Origin of the sequence: Pseudomonas sp. 21, from assembly GCF_000955805.1 — a bacterium.
GTDB lineage: Bacteria > Pseudomonadota > Gammaproteobacteria > Pseudomonadales > Pseudomonadaceae > Pseudomonas.
Genome location: NZ_JYOA01000004.1, coordinates 574,728 through 589,702, shown reverse-complemented (window position 1 = coordinate 589,702; position 14,975 = coordinate 574,728). Strand labels below are relative to the sequence as shown.

Below are 14,975 nucleotides of genomic sequence, written 5' to 3'. Positions count from 1 at the left end.
GGCGGAGTCCGCTCCTACGCCGGGTTGTTGCCTTGTGCAGAAGTGAAAAGGGCGCCTTCGCAGGAAGGCGCCCTTTTTCGTTGGCGCGGGAACTGACCCTTACAGGCGCGGGTAATCCAGGTAGCCGACCGGACCCTTGCCGTAGAAGGTTTCCGGGTGCGGCTCGTTCCAGGCGGCGCCCTTCTGCAGGCGGGTCACCAGGTCCGGGTTAGCGATGAACGGGATGCCGAAGGCGACCGCATCGGCCTTGCCGCTTTCCAGCCATTCGTTGGCGGTGTCCTGGGTGAAACGCTCGTTGGCGATGTACACGCCGCCGAAGATTTCCTTCAGTTTCGGACCGATGCTGTCATCGCCGGCTTTCTCGCGGGTGCAGATGAACGCCACGCCGCGCTTGCCCAGCTCGCGGGCCACGTAGCCGAAGGTGGCCAGCGGGTCGGCGTCGCCCATGTCGTGGGAGTCCATGCGCGGAGCCAGGTGTACGCCAACACGGCCGGCACCCCACACGCCGATCACGGCGTCGGTGACTTCCAGCAGCAGGCGCGCGCGGTTCTCCACCGAGCCGCCGTACTGGTCGGTGCGCTGGTTGGTGCTGCTCTGCAGGAACTGGTCGAGCAGGTAGCCGTTGGCACCGTGTACTTCCACGCCGTCAAAGCCTGCGGCCTTGGCGTTCTCGGCACCGATGCGGTACGCCTCGACGATGTCGGCGATCTCTTCGGTTTCCAGGGCGCGCGGGGTGACGAACTCCTTGATCGGACGCACCAGGCTGACGTGGCCGGCCGGCTTGAGGGCGCTCGGCGCCACCGGGGTTTCGCCGTTCAGGTACAGCGGGTCGGAGATACGGCCCACGTGCCACAGCTGCAGCATGATGCGACCGCCATTGGCATGCACGGCCTTGGTGATGTTGGTCCAGCCGCGGACCTGGTCGTCGGACCAGATGCCGGGGGTATCCGGATAGCCCACGCCCATCGGGGTCACCGAGGTGGCTTCGCTGAGGATCAGGCCGGCGTCGGCGCGCTGGGTGTAGTACTCGGCCATCAGCGCGTTGGGCACGCGGCCTTCGTCGGCGCGGCAGCGGGTCAGCGGGGCCATGATGATGCGGTTGGGCAGTTCCAGGTCACCGATGACGATGGGATCGAAAAGCGTGGTCATTGCGTTACTCCAATACGGGGTGAGGGTGGAGGATCAATCGAGGACGGTTTGGGTCTGGTTGGGCTTGCCGCTGAAGGCGATCATCACCGCGATCAGCGCGAGAACGGAGAGCACGGCGCCGGCCAGGGGGACGCGGGTCAGGCCCAGGCCGTGGTCGATGACGCTGCCGCCGACCCAGGCGCCGATGGCGTTGCCGACGTTGAAGGCGCCGATGTTCAGGGTGGCGACGAGGTTGGGCGCGGCGCCGCCGACGCGGACCACGTTGACCTGCAGGGCGGGCACCGCGGCGAAGGCGGCAGCGGCCCAGATGAACAGGGTGATTTCGGCCGGGATCAGCGCGGCGCTGGTCCAGCTCAGCACGGTGGAAACCACCGCCATGGTGGCGAACACGCCGGCCAGGGTGGTGCCCAGGCGCCAGTCGGCGAGGCGGCCGCCGATGATGTTGCCCAGGGTCAGGCCGAGGCCGATCAGTACCAGGCTCCAGGTGATACCGCGCGGCGAGACCTGGGTGACTTCGCCGAGCAGCGGCGCGACGTAGGTGAACAGCGCGAAGACCGCGGCGGAGAACAGCACAGTGGTGCCCAGCGCCAGCCACAGTGGGCCGTTGCGCAGCGCGGAGACTTCCTTGCGCATGTCCACCGCTTCTTCATCGTGTTGCTTGGGCAGCACGCGCCACAGGCTGATCAGGGCGAAGACGCCGATCAGGGTCACCGCCCAGAAGGGCGAGCGCCAGCCGGCGACCTGGCCCAGCGCGGTGCCGGCCGGAACGCCAAGCACGTTGGCCAGGGTCAGGCCGGTGAACATCAGCGCCACGGCGGAAGCCCTGCGGTTGGCCGGCACCAGGCTGGCGGCGACCACCGAGCCGATGCCGAAGAAGGCGCCGTGGCACAGCGCGGTGATGATCCGCGCCAGCATCAGCAGGCCGTAGTTGGCGGCCACGGCGCAGAGCAGGTTGCCGAGGATGAAGATGCCCATGAGCATCAGCAGGGCGGTCTTGCGCGGCAGGCGGGCCGTGAGCAGCGCCATGATCGGCGCGCCGATGGCGACGCTGAAGGCATAGCCGCTGACCAGCCAGCCGGCGGCCGGAATGGAGACGGACAGGTCGCCCGCGACCTCGGGCAACAGGCCCATGATCACGAATTCTGTGGTGCCGATGGCAAACGCGGACAAAGCGAGGACGAGAAGCGATGTGGGCATGCGCCTGCTCCTGGAAAGTGGAATTTGTCTTGGCTGGCAGTAGCCGGGTTACAGCGCTTCGCTCAGGTGGCGAACAAAGGCCTGGATGGTTTCTTCATTGCGTTTGAAGAAGTTCCACTGGCCGACTTTTCGACTGGTCACCAGACCCGCGCGCTGGAGGGCGGCCAGATGCGCGGAGACGGTGGATTGCGACAGACCGGTACGCTGGTCGAACTTGCCGGCGCAGACGCCGATCTCGAAGGATTGGTGCTCCTGCTCGACGAAGAACTGCTCCGGGTCCTTGAGCCAGTGCAGCATGTCGCGCCGCACCGGGTGGGCCAGGGCCTTGAAGATTTCGTCGAGGTCGAGAGTGTGTTGTTCAGTCATGGGCGTATCGGTATATCGCGTTGGGACGAACTATATATCGGTCAAAAACGATATGAATTCGTTTGGCGCGATAGTAATGATCGACACTGATGATATTACCCGGCTGACGTAGGAGCGGACTCGGTCCGCGATCGGTATCCGGCGCGATGCGGACCTATCGCGGATGAATCCGCTCCTACGCTTCGATCAGGCATGGCGTTTACAGGTTGGCTATGGTTCCGCGCTAAGCTCAACGACATGAACTACCTCGCGCACCTCCACCTGGGCGGCGACCGGCCCGCCCAACTGCTCGGCAGCCTTTACGGTGATTTCGTCAAAGGCCCGCTGGCCGGGCAGTGGCCCGCCGAAATCGAGGCGGGCATCCGCCTGCACCGGCGCATCGACGCCTTCACCGACAGTCATCCCTTGATACACAGTGCCAAGTCGCGCTTCCCCAGTGAGCGCCGGCGCATGGCCGGCGTGCTGTTGGACGTGTTCTACGACCACTGCCTGGCTCGCGATTGGGAGCGTTTCTCCGGCGAGCCGCTGGAGCACTTCACCCAACGGGTCTACGGTGTACTGGGCCGCACGCCCGGCCTGCCGGAGCGTCTGGCACGCATTGCACCGCGCATGGCCGCGCAGGACTGGCTCGGCAGCTATCGGCAGTTCGAGGTGTTGCAGGACGTGGTCGCCGGCATGTCCCGGCGCCTGTCGCGGCCGTCCCTGCTGGATGGCGCCTGGGAGGAGCTGGATCGTCTTTACGAGCCGTTGAGCGACGACTTCCGTGAGTTCTATCCCGAACTTCAGGAGTTCGTCAGAAATCCGCCGAAATCGATGGACGGTCCGGCCTGACTTGATATGCGTCAACCGCCCGGCGGCCCATAGCGTGTGCAATAGACACATCTGAAGGACGACGAGAGGAGCAGCATGATGAAGTCGCTAATGGTCGCAACGGATCTGTCCGGCCGTTCCGAAAAGGCTTTGCACCGCGCGGCAGCGCTCGCCAAGCGCTACGCCTGCCCCTGGACCGTGCTTTACGTGGTCGATGAGGACCAACCGTCGGCGTTGGTCGAACAGGAAGTCACCCAGGTGCGCATGATGCTCGAAGCGCGTCTGGTCGAACTCACCGAAATGGGCGGTACCTGCCCGAAACTGCTGGTGGAACGCGGCGATCCGAACCAGAAGATTCTCGCCGCAGCGAAGAACCTGAACTGCGAAATGCTGGTGATGGGCGCGCACCGCAAGAGCGTGCTGCGCGACATCTTCGTCGGTACCACCGTCGAGCGAGTGCTGCGCGCCGGCCAACTGCCGGTGCTGGTGGTCAACCAGCCGGCTGGCGGGCAATACCGCGACCTGCTGATCGCTCTGGACACCTCGCCGGCCTCGGCCCACGCGGTGGAAGTGGCCAACGACCTGGGCATGCTCGAAGGTGCCGTGCGCCGCGGTGTTTACGCCTTCAGCCCGCTGGCCAAGGGCATGATGCAGTACTCCGGGGTGAGCGAGGAGCGCATCGACGAATTCGTCAGCAGCGAATCGCGCCAGGCGGTGGATGAGCTGAAGAAGTTCCTCCACGACGAGCATCTGGAGGATCGCATCGATGAACAACTGGTGGCCGTCGGGCTGCCGGGCAACGTGTTGCAGCGGATGGTCGACAAGCATCGGCCGGATCTGCTGGTCATGGGTACTCGGGGTATGGGCGGAGTCAAGCGTGCCCTGATCGGCAGTGTTGCCGACTACGCTCTGCGCGAACTGGATTGTGACATCCTGGTCGTGCCGCCGGAGGCCTGAGCCTGCGGCGTCTGGAGACTGTTTTCAGGCTGCGTCGGGCGACTCGAGGGTGCCGCCCGGCGCAGTTTGAAAGCCGTTTCGTCAGAGTGGGAACCCGCCGGCCGTAGGTTACGGCGGGCTCCAATCCCTTCGCTTGTCAGCGAATCTCAGGCCGCAATGGCCGCCTCTTCCTGCTCTTCACACACCACCGCACGAATTGCCGCGTGCGCTTGCCTGGCCAGCAGGTTGCGGTCCTGGTGGGCGCTGGACAGCGCCGGCAAGAGGTGGATTTCCACGACTCCCCGATCATTGTCGAACAGACGCTTCAAGTGGCTGACCAGATCATCGTCACCGATGAAGGGCGCCAGCTCGCACGCCTGCCCGTTGCGCCGGTAGCGCAGCGCCACCGGCTGCACCGGCACGCCGGCCTCGATGGCGCTGGCCATCAGCCGGCCGTGGAAGGTGCGCAGGCCCTGGCCGTCGGTGGTGGTGCCCTCGGGGAAGACCAGCAGCGAACGGCCGCGCGCCAGGTGCGTGGCCAATTGCGCGTTGATCATTCGCGCATCGCCAGAACCCCGGCGGATGAACAGCGTGCCGGCCTTTTCCGCCAGCCAGCCGGCGACCGGCCACTGGCGCACTTCGGCCTTGGACAGGAAGGTCAGCGGCAGCAGCGCACCGAGCAGCGGGATATCGACCCAGGACACATGGTTGGACACCCACAGCATCGGCTGACCGGGTAGCTCGCCGTGCACCTTCACCGCGAAGGGCAGGGCGCCACCGAGGCGCGCCAGGTACCAGCAGGTCAGGCGCTGGCGCAGGGGCATCCAGTCGCGGCCGGGCAGGCGCTCCAGCAGGCTGACGAAGGCGGCCAGCGCGAGGCCCACCGTCAACACCAGCAGCAGGCGGGCAACGCGCAACCAGGCGCGCAGGCTGCGCATCAGACCGCGGCCTTGAAGTGGCGGGCGTAGCGCGGGCAGAGCTCGTCGCGCTTGAGCAGGATGAACACGTCGGCAACGCCGAAGTCCGGGTCCCAGCAGGGCTCGCCGCAGATCTTCGCGCCCAGGCGCATGTAGGCCTTGAGCAGCGGCGGCAGCTCGGCGGTGAGGTTATCCGGCACGTCCATGGGCGGCAGCGGGGTCTTCGGTTCGGCGCGCAGGTTTTGCTGGCACAGGTAGCGGTCGCGCAGACGCTGCATCACGGCGCGGGCCTGGATGCCGCCGTCGCGCATGGGGATGCTGGCGCAACCCATCAGGTAGCGGTAGCCGCCTTCGTTGAGCACTTCGGCCAGTTCGCTCCAGAGCACCGCGATGGTGCCGCCGTTGCGGTAATCCGGGTCGACGCAGGTACGGCCGATTTCCAGCACCGGGCCTTGCAGGTTGTCCAGGCCGTCGAGGGCGAATTCCTCTTCGCTGTAGAAGCGGCCCAGGCGCTGCGCGGCGCGGTGGTCGAGCAGGCGGGTGGTGGCCACCAGCGCGCCGGTGTTGAGGTCGCGCACGCCGATGTGGGCGCAGTGGCGGTCGTAATCGTCCCTGTCCAGGCCCTGGTCGGCGCCGTTGAGCTGGGCGTCGAACTCGCTGCTGAAGACGCGGTAACGCAGGGCCTGGGCTTCGCGCAGGGCGCGGGCGCCGCGCAGACGCACGGCCTTGAGACGGCGTTCTGCCGGGGTGTCACAGGAGAGGGCGATCTGACTCATGCGAGTGCCTCCGTGAACCGGCCATGCGGGTTGCGGCCGGTCGGCTTTGTTGTGCAAGCTCAGGCTAGGAATGACCGGTGTCACGCCCATGACGGTGCGGTGATGCTTGTATGACAAGAACAACGACCTCGAAGGAAGGAGCGCCGCGATGCCCTGGAAATGCCTGCTCGGCCCGCAGGACCGGTTACCGCCCGGCCTGGCCCTGGACGACTGGTACGCCGAATTGCTCACGCGCGCAGAGTGCGCCGGCAGCTTCGAACTGGCGGTGCTCGGCGGCCGTCTGGCGACGTCACCGGGGCTGGCCTTCCTCGCTGGCTACCAGGCGGCGCTGCGCGCACTCTGGCCGGCTGCCCCGCGCAGCCTCGGGGCGTTGTGCGTGACCGAGAAGAAGAGCGTGCGCCCCGCCGACCTGCAGACCCGCCTCGAGGGGCTGGTGCTGCACGGTCGCAAGGACTTCGCCACCGCCGCCGACAGCGCCGCCTGGTGGCTGGTCGCCGCGCGTGACGAGGACGAGGGACAGCCACCGCGCATCGCCATGACCGTCGTTCAGGCCGGTGCGCCGGGCGCAAAGCTCGAGGCGTTGCCGGCCCTGCCGCTGATGCCGGACATCCCCCACGCCCGCCTGCTGCTCGACGGGGCTCACTGCGAGCGCCTGCCCGGCGATGGCTGGGAGGCCTACAGCAAGCCTTTCCGCACCCTGGAAGATACCCATGTGCTGGCGGCGGTCTGCGCCTGGCTCTACGGGCTGGCGCTGGAACACCAGTGGCCGGCGGAGCTGGCGCTGCGCCTGACCGGTGTGCTGGCCGGCTGCGCGGAAGTCAGCCGGCAGCCGGCTTCGCAGCCGGAAACCCACCTGCTGCTGGCCGGCGTGTTCAGCCAGTTCGAAGGTCTCGCCGCGACACTGGATACTGCCTTCGCCTCGGGCGATCCGCAGCTGGCGGCCGTTTGGAAACGCGACAAGGGCGTGCTCGCCATTGCCGGCGCCGCGCGGGCCAAGCGGCTGGAGAAAGCGAGGGTGGCAATAGGCCTTGACCCACGTCAGTGAGGGCTCGGGGAGGGGACGTTAGCCTTACAGAAGTTTCTGAGATACCTAGAAATTTCCGCAGGGCTACCCACTGTTTTCCCTCCCACTGCTTTAGGAAATCCCCTCATGCGACGCGAACCCATCGTGCTGTTCGACGACGGTAAGCACCAATGCCTGTGTTTCGACGATCTGGTCAGCGGCGACGGTGTGCAATCCAACCAGTTCCTCATCGTCGACCACGACAAGCGCCTGCTGCTCGATCCGGGCGGCGACCTGACCTACACCCCGCTGTCCCTGGAGCTCTCCAAGCTGTTCCCGCTGCAGGACCTGGACTACATCTTCGCCTCGCACCAGGACCCGGACATCATCGCCGCGCTGGACAAGTGGCTGCTGCACACCCGCGCCAAGGTCATCTGCTCCAAGCTCTGGGCGCGCTTCCTGCCGCACCTGACGGCGAGCTACCTGGCCGTCAGCCACGGCATCTCCACCTATGATCGGGTCATCCCGCTGCCGGACCGTGGCGAGTCGGTGCAACTGGGTCGCTGCCAGCTGAAGATGATCCCCGCGCACTTCCTCCACTCGGTGGGCAACTTCCAGGTCTTTGACCCGGTCAGCAAGATCCTCTTCTCCGGCGACATGGGCGCCTCCCTGGTGGACGACGCCAGCCCGGTGCAGGATTTCGCGGCGCACGTACCGCACATGGAAGGTTTCCACCGTCGCTACATGGCCTCGAACAAGGTCGGCCGGTTGTGGGCCAACATGGTTCGCGGCCTGGACATCGAGATGATCGTCCCGCAGCACGGCCGGCCGTTCGTGGGCAAACCAATGATCACGGCTTTCCTCGACTGGATCGCCGACCTGCAGTGCGGCATGGACCTCATGGGGCCGGACGACTATCAGGTGCCGCGCTGACCGATTGCGCCAATCGTCCTTGATTACGGCACGATCGGCGCTTAATTCGTCATCTTCACCGTGCTAGGGTGCGGGCCGACCTGATAACAAGAGGCCCGCCGATGCCCTTTGCCCCCTTCCGCCCAGCGCTGCGCGCGCTGGCGCTGGCTACCTGCCTGCTGAGCAGCCATGCCCACGGTGCCGACACCTGGCCCGAGGCCGACTGGCCACACGGCGCCACGCCCAGTGGCGCTGCTGTCGAAGCCTTCGAAAGCTACGCCTTCCCCAGCCGCGACGATGCGACCCGCAAGGGCGTGCGCACCGATGCGGTGGTGGTGATCCGCGACGGCCAGCTGATCTACGAACGCTACGCCGGCCCGACCAGCGCGCAGACGCCGCACCTGGCCTGGTCGATGAGCAAGAGCGTGATGGCCAGCGTGCTCGGCGTGGCCTTCGGCGAGGGCAAGTTCCAGCTCGACGACCCGGTCGCCAAGCATTACCCGGCCTTCTCCGACCACCCGGAGATCAAGATGCGCGACCTGCTGCACTGGGCCTCGGGCCTGGCCTGGCAGGAAGAGTACGAATACGCGCCGGTGCGCTCCTCGGTGGTGGCGATGCTCTACACCCGTGGCCGCGACGACATGGCGAAGTTCACCGCCGGCTTCCCCGCCGATGCCGAGCCGGGCAAGCGCTTCCGCTACTCCAGCGGCGACAGCAACGTGCTTTCCGCCACGCTCAAGCAGATGGTCGGCAAGGACTACGCGAACTACCCCTGGACCGCGCTGTTCGAGCCGCTGGGCATCCAGTCGGCCGTCTGGGAGCGTGATGCCAGCGGTACCTTCGTCGGTTCTTCCTATGCCTACATGACTGCCCGCGACATGGCGCGCATCGGCTTGCTGATGGAACGCAACGGGCGCTGGAAGGATCGCCAGTTGTTGCCGCAGGACTGGATGAAATTCGTCCTCGCGCCATTCCCCGAGTACCAGCCCGATCCGAAGAAGCCCAATGAGGCGGTGCCCGGCGGCCAGTGGTGGCTCAACCGCCCGGTGGCCGGCGCGCCCACACCCTGGCCGGACGCGCCCGAAGACACCTTCGCCGCCCTCGGCCACTGGGGCCAGGCGCTCTATGTGATCCCCGAACAGAAGCTGGTGATCGTCCGCTACGCCGACGACCGCGACGGCAGCTACCAGCACGACGCCTTCCTCAAACTCGCCCAGGCGGCCTTCGCCCACGGGGAGGTGCAGCCATGATCCGCCGTCACCCGGTCCTTACCGCCCTGGTCCTGCTCCTGCTCGCGCTGGTGACCACGGCCTGGCAGAACCGCGTCCATCTGGCCGCGTTCCCCGGCATCATCGGTGCCTACACCGCCAAGGAGTACTGCTCCTGCCGCTACGTTATGGGGAACTCGGCGGACTATTGCCGGGCCTATACCAAGCAGTACGTGCCGACCAGCGGCTTCCTCGACGATGAAGCGCGCAAGCGGGTGACCGCCCGCGGCCTTGGCAGTACGCAGACAGCCGCCTGGCTCGGTGCGCGCGAGGGATGCCAACTGATGCCCCAGGCGGACGATTTGCCCGAATCGGGCAGCCACTGACGGGCGCGTTCCACGGAGCGGGGCGACCCGCTTCGGAGGATCGATGCATTCTTTTGTAACAGGAGCCGTGTGCGCATTGCTGGTGCTGGCCAGCCCCCTGGCGATGGCCGAATGGCAACTGGACGGCGACACCTCGCGGATCAGCTTCGTCTCGGTCAAGCGCGGCAAGATGGCGGAGGTGCAGCGCTTCGACCGCCTCTCCGGGCAGATCGACGACCAGGGCGCGGTGCGCGTGGTGGTGCCGCTGGAGTCCATCGACAGCGGCCTGGCGCTGCGCGACGAGCGCATGCGCAACTCCTTCTTCGAGATCGAGCGCTTCCCCGAGGCGATCGTCAGCAGCCAACTGGACCTGAGCCGTTACGACGACCTGCAGGTCGGCCAGTCGCGCCAGGAAACCGTGGACTTCAACCTCGACCTGCACGGCCAGCAGCGCCGGCTCAAGTCCCAGGTGCTGGTCAGCCGCCCCAGCGAGAGCCGCATCGAGGTGACGACCCTGGAGCCGCTGGTGCTCAAGCTGATCGACTTCGACCTGGAAGAGAAACTCGAGCCGCTCAAGGCAGTCGCCAACGTGCCTTCGATCACGCCCGAGGTGCCGGTGTTCGCGGTGCTGGGGTTCAGTCAGGTGATCAAGCAGGCGCCGTGATCTTGATGGATCGGCACCTTTGCCGGTGCCGATCTCCTCGGCGATCCGTCGGCAAGGCCGGCGTTGGGCGGTTCGCTAGCAAGCTCGCTCCTGCAGGTCAGCTGCGATGTGCTCTTCGTAGGAGCGAGCNTGCTCGCGAACCGCACGGCACGAAATCAACCACGAGAGATGCCCGCTCTAGGCCCGCGCAGCGATGGCCGGCAGGTCGGCGTGGAAGCGAAACCCGGAGCCCACGCTGCAACTGGAAGCACCGATGACCACGAAGGTGAGCAGCAGGATGGTTTTCATGGCGACTCTCCTAGGATTGGACAGCCTCCAGTCTAGGCCGTCCCGCCCGATGCGCACCGAAGGTCAGGAAACTGCCCGCCGCGAACAGCCAGGCGCTGATCCCGCCGTAGCCGAGTACCCAGCCGAACCCCTGCACCAGTGCCGCGCGGGCGCCCTCCGGATAGTCCGCGCCCAATCGACCGCTGGCGATGCTGGCCGCCAGTTGCAGCTTCTCGCCGCCATCCACGCCCGGTAGCGCGGCGACGACGCCCCAGAGCAGGATCAGCCCCATCACCGCGATATTGATCGCCAGGGAAATCATCCTTGCGCTCATGTCGATGCCCGAAGCCATCCCCGCACGCGCAGCGGGCACGGCGGCGGTGGAGGTGTTGGTCACCGTGGTGTTGGTCATGCCCAGCCCGATGCTGGCCAGCACGCAGCCGGGCAGCAGGGTCAGCCAGCTGGCGTGGTCCACGGCGCTGCCCCAGAGCATCAGGAAGAAGCCGGCGCCGATCACGAACATCCCGCCGGGGATCACCCAGCCGGGGTGGAAGCGGTGCGCCAGGCGCTCGGCGATGGGCGGCACCAGCAGCGTCGGCAGTGTGTACGCCAGCAACGACCAGCCGGCCTTCACGTCGCCGTAGCCGAGCACGCCGTGGTAGTAGACCGGCAGGTAGATCATCAGCGGCCAGAAGCTCGCGTTCATCCCCGACGAGGCGAACATCGCGCCGGAAAACGCGCGGATGCGCAGCACGGAGAAGTCGAACATCGGGTGGGCGACGCGGCGCTCGATCAGGACAAAGGCGGCGAGGCTGGCCAGGCTGAGCAGCAGGATCGCCAGCGCAGCCGGGCTGGTGAAGCCCATGTCGGCGCCCTGGGTGATGTAGAACACCGTGCCGAGCACCGCCAGCGACAGCGTGAGCATGCCGCCGACATCCAGCCGCTCGGCTTGCGGATCGCGCGACTCCACCGCGCCGTACTGCGCCAGTGCCAGGGTGAGCAGGGCGAGCGGGCCGTGTACCAGGAACACCCACTGCCAACTGGCCAGGGCGACGATGGCGCTGCCGATGATCGGCCCGAAGCCCAGGCCGATGCCGAACACCACGCCCCAGGCGGCGAAGGCGCGCACGCGCTGGGCCGGGTCGCTGAACTGGCTGGTCAGCACGGCCACCTGGCAGATCAGCATGACCCCGCCGGCCGCGCCCTGCAGGAAGCGCCCGGCGATCATGGTCGGCATGTCGCCCGCCAGCCCGCAGAGCAGTGAAGTGACGCCGAACAGCGCCAGGCTGATGACGAACAGGCGCTTGCGACCGAAGCGGTCGGCCAGGGTGCCGGCGGCCATCAGCACGCTGGTGACGGCGATGGTGTAGGCGTTCATCACCCATTGCAGGTCCTGGAAGTCGCCGTGCAGCACGCGCTCCAGGGCCGGCAGGCTGGCGGGAACGCTGGAAATTTCCAGGCCGAACATCATCGAGGACAGGCACACCGCCGCCAGGGCGATGAGGTTTCTCGGGTTGTGAAGGGCTGTCATGGGATGGGCTCCGTGGGACGAGCCACCATTGTCGAAAAGAACAAGGTTCCCCATTGGCGCCATTTGGTCCCATCATTGGGTCTCTTGAGGATTCAAAAGGGGCTGTCTGATGGATGACCGACTCGATGGCATCGCCACCTTCGTCCAGGTGGTGGATGCCGGCAGCTTCGCTCTCGCGGCAGAGCGCCTGAACCTCACTCGCTCGGCGGTGGGCAAGGCCATCGCCCGATTGGAGGCGCGCTTGGGTGTGCGCTTGCTGCAGCGGACCACGCGCAGCCAGAACCTCACCGACGACGGCCAGGTGTTCTACGATAGTTGCGTGCGTGCACTGGCCGAACTGGACGCCGCGCACACCGCGCTGGAGGGCGGTCGGATGGAGCCGCGCGGGCGCCTGCGGGTCAGCGTGCCGATCTCCTTCGGCCACCTCTGCGTGGTGCCGCTGATGCTGGCGCTGGCGCGGCAGTACCCGTCGCTGAAGATCGACCTGTCCTTCACCGACCGCCGCGTCGACCTGGTGGAAGAGGGCTTCGACCTCGCCGTGCGCATCGGCCCGCTGGGCGACAGCGCCACGCTCGCCGCGCGCAAGCTGGGCGTGCAGTACACCAGCATCGGCGCGGCGCCCTCGTATATCGCCGAGCACGGCCTGCCCGAAGGCCTGGACGACCTCGCCGGCCACTCGGCCATCAGCTACTCGGTTGCCGGTGTCACCTCGCCCTGGGACCTGCGCGACGACGACGGCCAGGCGAAACGCATCGACATCGACCCACAGCTGAGCATGGACGACCTGCAGGCCATCACCGCCGCCGCCGTGGCCGGCTTCGGCCTGGCACGGCTGCCGTCCTGGCTGCTGGCGCGGCACGTGAAGCTGGGCGAGCTGGTGGTGGTGAAGGGCCGCTGCAACCTGCCGCCGCTGGAGATCCACGCGGTGTGGCCGAAGACCCGCTACATGCCGTCGAAGATCCGCTGCGCCATCGATGCGCTGGTGGCCGGGATTCCGGCGCTGCTGGCCGACTGAACCATTGGCGCCGCTATCTGCCCAAAGGGCTCGCCGCTCGGCCGGTTTGCAAGCCGACGGCGGGCCGCTATCGTTGGCCGTTGATCCATCCGTTTCCATGTAAGGGATTTCATGCGCTCGCTGTTCGCCTTCCTCATCGCGGCCTGCTTCGCCGCTTCCGCCCAGGCTGCCTGGTACCTCGACTACGAGTCCTCGCGGCTGACCTTCGTCACCACCAAGAACGCCGATATCGCCGAGGTGAACCGCTTCCTGGTGATGCACGGCAAGGTGGAGGAACAGGGCCAGGTGGAGCTGCGCATCGAAATGGATTCGGTGAGCAGTGGCATTCCGCTGCGCGATGAGCGTCTGCGCGACAAGCTGTTCGACACCGAGAAATTCCCCGAGGCGCGTATCACCTCGCGCATCGACCTGCGCCCCATCACCGAACTGGCCAGCGGCGTGCAACTGGAGACGCGCCTGCCGCTGCGCCTGGAGCTCAATGGCCAGGCGAAGGACTACCGCACCGACGTGCTGATCACCCGCCTGGACGAGCACCGCTTCCAGGTCGTGACCCTGCAGCCGCTGGTGATCAACGCCGCTGACTTCGGCCTCGCTCCGGGCGTGGCGCAGCTGCGCAAACTGGCCGGGCTCAAAAGCATCGGCCTGTCGGTGCCGGTGGGCGCCGTGCTGATCTTCGCCTCGCGGTGAGCGGCCCGATCTTCCCCTGGCGGACGGGCAACCGTTTCGCCCTGCTCTGCGATGGCGAGCGCTTCTTCCCGCGCATGTTCGCCGCCATCGACAGTGCCGAGCGGCAGATCGAACTGGAGCTTTACCTGGTGGAAAGCGGCAGTTGCGCCGAGGCGCTGCTGGATCGCCTGCTGGCAGCGCGCTCGCGCGGCGTGAAGGTGCGTTGCCTGTTCGACGCCTTCGGCAGCCTGAAGCTTTCCAGCGCCTGGACGCGGCAACTGCTGGAGGCGGGCGGCGAGCTGCGCCACTACAACCCGCTGAACTGGAAGGCCGGCCTGCGCAACCTGTACCGCGACCACCGCAAGCTGCTGCTGGTGGACGAGCGCATCGCCTACGTCGGCGGCACCGGTGCCACCGACGAGTTCTGGTCGGCGCGGGAGAACCGCAGCGACTGGCACGAAGTGATGGTGGAGCTGACCGGTCACATCGTCGCCGACTGGCAGCGCCTGTTCGAGCGGCAGTGGAATGCCTGCCTCGGCGTGCGGGCCTGGAAGCCGCGGGAGGAAGTCCTGCTGACCCGCCTGCCGCCGATCCCCAACTACGGCGAAGGCCTGGCGCGGGTCGCCTATGCCGACGCCGGCCAGCATCGCGACATCCTCCAGGCGCTGGTGCGCTCGCTGCGCGGTGCACACCAGCGGGTGTGGCTGGCGACACCGTATTTCCTGCCGACCTGGAAGGTCCGCCGGGCGCTGCGCAAGGCCGCCCAGCGCGGCGTCGACGTGCGGCTGCTGCTCACTGGCCGGCTGACCGACCACGCGCCGGTGCGTTACGCAGGCCAGCGCTATTACCCCGGCCTGCTGCGTGCCGGGGTGAAGATCTTCGAATACCAGCCGCGCTTTCTTCATCTGAAGATGGTACTGGTCGATGACTGGGTCAGCGTCGGCTCGTGCAACTTCGATCATTGGAACCTTCGGTTCAATCTGGAGGCCAATGTAGAAGCGTTCGATCCGCAGTTCACCGCGGCGGTGGCCGACTGCCTGGCCGCCGACTTCGCCCAGAGCCGCGAGATCGACCTGGGATTCTGGCGCGCGCGCCCCTGGTGGAAACGCTTGCGCGAGCGATTGTGGGGCTCGCTGGACCGACTGGTGGTGAATTTCCTCGACCGCCGCCGCTGACGTCGTTGTTGTCTGTCG

Annotated in this window: 16 protein-coding genes; 10 read left to right on the top strand and 6 right to left on the bottom strand. The window is 66.9% G+C overall.

Annotation, left to right across the window (positions count from 1 at the left end):
- Positions 1–99: 99 nt before the first annotated feature.
- From UB43_RS12390 to UB43_RS12380, 3 genes are read right to left on the bottom strand one after another with little or no spacing between them, the layout of a single operon-like run.
- Positions 100–1,149: an alkene reductase gene (locus UB43_RS12390; protein WP_045211127.1), complete on the bottom strand. Its 1,050-nt coding sequence runs from the start codon at positions 1,147–1,149 to the stop codon at positions 100–102.
- Positions 1,150–1,182: 33 nt separating this feature from the next.
- Positions 1,183–2,346, bottom strand: coding sequence for an MFS transporter (locus tag UB43_RS12385; RefSeq protein ID WP_045211125.1), 1,164 nt, complete (start codon positions 2,344–2,346; stop codon positions 1,183–1,185).
- Between the two features lie 48 nt (positions 2,347–2,394).
- Positions 2,395–2,712, bottom strand: a complete 318-nt coding sequence (locus UB43_RS12380) for a helix-turn-helix transcriptional regulator (RefSeq protein ID WP_045211123.1) — start codon at positions 2,710–2,712, stop codon at positions 2,395–2,397.
- Positions 2,713–2,949: 237 nt separating this feature from the next.
- On the opposite strand from UB43_RS12380, the gene UB43_RS12375 reads away from it, so the two are divergent.
- Together UB43_RS12375 and UB43_RS12370 are read left to right on the top strand one after the other, a co-directional pair.
- Positions 2,950–3,543, top strand: a complete 594-nt coding sequence (locus UB43_RS12375; RefSeq protein WP_045211120.1) for an ACP phosphodiesterase — start codon at positions 2,950–2,952, stop codon at positions 3,541–3,543.
- A 75-nt stretch (positions 3,544–3,618) separates the two neighbouring features.
- Positions 3,619–4,479: a universal stress protein gene (locus tag UB43_RS12370; protein WP_256205152.1), complete on the top strand. Its 861-nt coding sequence runs from the start codon at positions 3,619–3,621 to the stop codon at positions 4,477–4,479.
- 146 nt (positions 4,480–4,625) lie between these two features.
- Here the strand turns inward: UB43_RS12370 and UB43_RS12365 are convergent, their stop codons facing one another.
- Together UB43_RS12365 and olsB are read right to left on the bottom strand one after the other, a co-directional pair.
- Positions 4,626–5,396, bottom strand: coding sequence for a lysophospholipid acyltransferase family protein (locus tag UB43_RS12365; protein ID WP_045211116.1), 771 nt, complete (start codon positions 5,394–5,396; stop codon positions 4,626–4,628).
- Positions 5,396–6,151 (bottom strand): L-ornithine N(alpha)-acyltransferase, encoded by a 756-nt coding sequence (gene olsB / locus UB43_RS12360; protein ID WP_045211113.1) that lies wholly within the window; start codon positions 6,149–6,151, stop codon positions 5,396–5,398. Before olsB ends, UB43_RS12365 begins: the two co-directional genes overlap by 1 nt.
- A gap of 148 nt (positions 6,152–6,299) precedes the next feature.
- On the opposite strand from olsB, the gene UB43_RS12355 reads away from it, so the two are divergent.
- The 5 genes from UB43_RS12355 to UB43_RS12335 all read left to right on the top strand — a co-directional run bounded on the left by UB43_RS12355 (position 6,300) and on the right by UB43_RS12335 (position 10,303).
- Positions 6,300–7,196 carry an acyl-CoA/acyl-ACP dehydrogenase gene (locus UB43_RS12355; protein WP_045211110.1) on the top strand — a complete coding sequence of 299 codons (897 nt, stop codon included), beginning with the start codon at positions 6,300–6,302 and terminating at the stop codon, positions 7,194–7,196.
- A 105-nt stretch (positions 7,197–7,301) separates the two neighbouring features.
- The gene (locus UB43_RS12350) at positions 7,302–8,087 is read left to right on the top strand and encodes an MBL fold metallo-hydrolase (RefSeq protein ID WP_045211107.1); all 786 of its coding nucleotides are present in this window, start codon (positions 7,302–7,304) and stop codon (positions 8,085–8,087) included.
- A gap of 101 nt (positions 8,088–8,188) precedes the next feature.
- Positions 8,189–9,316 (top strand): serine hydrolase, encoded by a 1,128-nt coding sequence (locus tag UB43_RS12345; RefSeq protein ID WP_045211105.1) that lies wholly within the window; start codon positions 8,189–8,191, stop codon positions 9,314–9,316.
- The gene (locus UB43_RS12340) at positions 9,313–9,660 is read left to right on the top strand and encodes a hypothetical protein (protein ID WP_045211103.1); all 348 of its coding nucleotides are present in this window, start codon (positions 9,313–9,315) and stop codon (positions 9,658–9,660) included. Before UB43_RS12345 ends, UB43_RS12340 begins: the two co-directional genes overlap by 4 nt.
- Positions 9,661–9,703: 43 nt before the next feature.
- Entirely contained in the window at positions 9,704–10,303 is a 600-nt protein-coding gene (locus UB43_RS12335; RefSeq protein ID WP_045211101.1) for a YceI family protein, read from the top strand.
- A 298-nt stretch (positions 10,304–10,601) separates the two neighbouring features.
- Here UB43_RS12335 and UB43_RS12330 read toward each other — a convergent pair whose 3' ends face one another.
- Positions 10,602–12,101 (bottom strand): MFS transporter, encoded by a 1,500-nt coding sequence (locus UB43_RS12330; protein ID WP_045211099.1) that lies wholly within the window; start codon positions 12,099–12,101, stop codon positions 10,602–10,604.
- 109 nt (positions 12,102–12,210) lie between these two features.
- Between UB43_RS12330 and UB43_RS12325 the strand changes: the two genes are divergently transcribed.
- The 3 genes from UB43_RS12325 to UB43_RS12315 all read left to right on the top strand — a co-directional run bounded on the left by UB43_RS12325 (position 12,211) and on the right by UB43_RS12315 (position 14,957).
- Positions 12,211–13,116, top strand: coding sequence for a LysR family transcriptional regulator (locus UB43_RS12325; protein WP_045211097.1), 906 nt, complete (start codon positions 12,211–12,213; stop codon positions 13,114–13,116).
- Positions 13,117–13,227: 111 nt separating this feature from the next.
- A complete protein-coding gene (locus UB43_RS12320; RefSeq protein WP_045211094.1) occupies positions 13,228–13,803 on the top strand; it encodes a YceI family protein in 576 nt (191 codons plus the stop codon).
- Positions 13,800–14,957 (top strand): phosphatidylserine/phosphatidylglycerophosphate/cardiolipin synthase family protein, encoded by a 1,158-nt coding sequence (locus UB43_RS12315; protein WP_045211091.1) that lies wholly within the window; start codon positions 13,800–13,802, stop codon positions 14,955–14,957. The genes UB43_RS12320 and UB43_RS12315 overlap by 4 nt, the downstream gene beginning before the upstream one ends.
- Positions 14,958–14,975: the final 18 nt, after the last annotated feature.

What these genes read in the sequence shown, in the direction of transcription:
- UB43_RS12390 (WP_045211127.1), bottom strand. Translation starts at nt 1,149, where the DNA reads ATGACCACGCTTTTCGATCCCATCGTCATCGGTGACCTGGAACTGCCC.
- UB43_RS12385 (WP_045211125.1), bottom strand. Translation starts at nt 2,346, where the DNA reads ATGCCCACATCGCTTCTCGTCCTCGCTTTGTCCGCGTTTGCCATCGGC.
- UB43_RS12380 (WP_045211123.1), bottom strand. Translation starts at nt 2,712, where the DNA reads ATGACTGAACAACACACTCTCGACCTCGACGAAATCTTCAAGGCCCTG.
- UB43_RS12375 (WP_045211120.1), top strand. Translation starts at nt 2,950, where the DNA reads ATGAACTACCTCGCGCACCTCCACCTGGGCGGCGACCGGCCCGCCCAA.
- UB43_RS12370 (WP_256205152.1), top strand. Translation starts at nt 3,619, where the DNA reads ATGATGAAGTCGCTAATGGTCGCAACGGATCTGTCCGGCCGTTCCGAA.
- UB43_RS12365 (WP_045211116.1), bottom strand. Translation starts at nt 5,396, where the DNA reads ATGCGCAGCCTGCGCGCCTGGTTGCGCGTTGCCCGCCTGCTGCTGGTG.
- olsB (WP_045211113.1), bottom strand. Translation starts at nt 6,151, where the DNA reads ATGAGTCAGATCGCCCTCTCCTGTGACACCCCGGCAGAACGCCGTCTC.
- UB43_RS12355 (WP_045211110.1), top strand. Translation starts at nt 6,300, where the DNA reads ATGCCCTGGAAATGCCTGCTCGGCCCGCAGGACCGGTTACCGCCCGGC.
- UB43_RS12350 (WP_045211107.1), top strand. Translation starts at nt 7,302, where the DNA reads ATGCGACGCGAACCCATCGTGCTGTTCGACGACGGTAAGCACCAATGC.
- UB43_RS12345 (WP_045211105.1), top strand. Translation starts at nt 8,189, where the DNA reads ATGCCCTTTGCCCCCTTCCGCCCAGCGCTGCGCGCGCTGGCGCTGGCT.
- UB43_RS12340 (WP_045211103.1), top strand. Translation starts at nt 9,313, where the DNA reads ATGATCCGCCGTCACCCGGTCCTTACCGCCCTGGTCCTGCTCCTGCTC.
- UB43_RS12335 (WP_045211101.1), top strand. Translation starts at nt 9,704, where the DNA reads ATGCATTCTTTTGTAACAGGAGCCGTGTGCGCATTGCTGGTGCTGGCC.
- UB43_RS12330 (WP_045211099.1), bottom strand. Translation starts at nt 12,101, where the DNA reads ATGACAGCCCTTCACAACCCGAGAAACCTCATCGCCCTGGCGGCGGTG.
- UB43_RS12325 (WP_045211097.1), top strand. Translation starts at nt 12,211, where the DNA reads ATGGATGACCGACTCGATGGCATCGCCACCTTCGTCCAGGTGGTGGAT.
- UB43_RS12320 (WP_045211094.1), top strand. Translation starts at nt 13,228, where the DNA reads ATGCGCTCGCTGTTCGCCTTCCTCATCGCGGCCTGCTTCGCCGCTTCC.